Source organism: Cellulosilyticum sp. (genome assembly GCF_982396655.1).
This window is the reverse complement of record NZ_CEVXFV010000109.1, coordinates 1-1,977: the sequence shown is the minus strand read 5'-3', so window position 1 is coordinate 1,977 and position 1,977 is coordinate 1. Positions and strand designations below refer to the sequence as shown.

2 protein-coding genes are annotated in these 1,977 nt (G+C 35.7%); both read left to right on the top strand.

All coding sequences use genetic code 11. The annotated features are described in order from the left end of the window. Window positions 1–427: 427 nt before the first annotated feature. A complete protein-coding gene (locus AC1VAQ_RS20945) occupies window positions 428–1,165 on the top strand; it encodes a PTS sugar transporter subunit IIA (protein ID WP_302600340.1) in 738 nt (245 codons plus the stop codon). Between the two features lie 82 nt (window positions 1,166–1,247). Beyond that, complete coding sequence (locus tag AC1VAQ_RS20940; RefSeq protein ID WP_302600339.1) at window positions 1,248–1,847, top strand: PTS sugar transporter subunit IIA; 600 nt, start codon at window positions 1,248–1,250, stop codon at window positions 1,845–1,847. Window positions 1,848–1,977 lie beyond the last annotated feature (130 nt).

Genomic DNA, 1,977 nt, shown 5'->3' with positions numbered 1-1,977 from the left:
TGTGAAATCTATATAGAGAAACCAACTAAAAATGTGAAATCTATAAGTATGGACTTAAAATTTATAATTAAAGCTAAGTTGTATAAAAAGGCTATTACATACAAAATAAAAATAGCCTAACATATAGAGAAACCAACTAAAACCTTGAAATATACATGTAGGTAAGTCAGTTTTTCTAAATGAATTCACATTACTAGAAACTATGCATAACTAAAGTTTATAGAGAAACCAACTATAATGCTAGATTATACATTCCATAAATAGCTAAAATTTATAAATGTGAAATCTATATAAATGTCAAATCTATAGATATAAAAAATAAATTAATAATTCAGCAAAAAAGTTAGAATCATGATGGCACGTGAGGAGCGTAAGTAGCGTTAAAATATATTATAAATAAAGTGACATACTAGGAGGAGACAAAAAGATGTTAGATAGCATTTATAGTCCAATTTTAGGTGCAGCATCAAGTGATGTAGTATCTTCTACAAGTTGGATTACCATACTCGTTATAGCGATTATTGCAGTGATAGTTATTATTGTACTTTATAAAGTCATTAAAGGTGGAGGAAGAGGTAAACAGGTTACAAAGGTAATGACTGAACCTATCAAAGATAATAAAGTGGCTAAGTTACCTAAAGAATCAAAACCAGGAAAAGATGGCGTTACGCCTATTGCTCCTAAAGAAGAAGATCGTGAAGCGGATGAGGAGATTGCTATACCTGTTACAGGACGTTTAATGCCTTTAACAGAAGTACCAGATCCCATTTATGCAGAACAGCTTAAGGGAGAAGGCTTTGCAGTAGAACCTATGGAAGGGAAGATTAATGCGCCTGTTAAAGGTACCATTATGGAAATTGCCCCTACAAGACATGCTCTCACTATTGAAACGCCAGCTAACCGCAAGGTACTTGTACATTTTGGCGTAGAGGCAGCTAAATTAGAAGGGGAAGGTTTTGTATGTAATGTAAAAGAAGGGCAAGAGGTAGAAATAGGTGATGCACTCTTTACAATTGACTTTATTCCTGTATCGCTTAAGATTCCTTCAGTGGTTACTTCAGTTGTATTTACAAACCTTAAAGAAAATGAAAAAGTAGTGATAAAAGATACGGGACGTGTGGAAGCTGGGGCTAAAGGATTTGTTGTAATAGAAAAAATAGATTGAAAATAATTGCTATCCTGTTTACAATAGTAAAGTAATCATAGAAAGCGAACATAATATTCGCAGCATAAGCAGGAGGAGTCAAATGAGTAATAGTAAGCAAGGCTTTTGGGCACGTTTAATGGCTGCATTCAAAGGCGACAAAAAAGCAGAAACGACATCAGCAACATCTACTACAGCAAAAGCTGAAAAAACTACAGTAGATGCACAAGCAACAAATGCAGCAAGTGATGTATTTGAATTAATGGTACCGATTTCAGGAAATCTTATTTCCCTTTCTGAAATTCCAGATCCAGTATTCTCACAAGGAATGATGGGAACAGGTTTTGGTATTGAACCAACAGAAGGTAAAGTAGTATCACCAGTAAGCGGTAAAGTAATTTCTGTATTCCCTACAAAACATGCTGTAACATTACAAGCAGATAATGGAACAGAAATTTTAATTCACTTTGGTCTTGATACAACACTCCTCAAAGGAGAAGGTTTTACATCTCACGTAACAGATGGTCAAGCTGTAAAAGCGGGCGATCTCCTTTTAACAGTAGATGTAGATGCTATCCGTGATAAAGTACCATCACTTAACACACCAGTAGTATTCCCAAGTCTCAGCCCAGAACAAAAAGTAGTTATCAAATCACAAGGTCAAGTAACAGCAGGCGAAAAAGGCCGCATTACAATTGAATAAATATCAAGAAGGTCAAGTTGCACGGGGGTGTTGCTTGGCCTTTTTTTGGGGGTGGGGGGTGTGTGGATAAGTCCACATATGTTTTTTGGCATCTCCCTCGCTGCGCTCGAAGTCGAGCTCAAAAAAATAT

What these genes read in the sequence shown, in the direction of transcription:
- AC1VAQ_RS20945 (WP_302600340.1), top strand. Translation starts at nt 428, where the DNA reads ATGTTAGATAGCATTTATAGTCCAATTTTAGGTGCAGCATCAAGTGAT.
- AC1VAQ_RS20940 (WP_302600339.1), top strand. Translation starts at nt 1,248, where the DNA reads ATGAGTAATAGTAAGCAAGGCTTTTGGGCACGTTTAATGGCTGCATTC.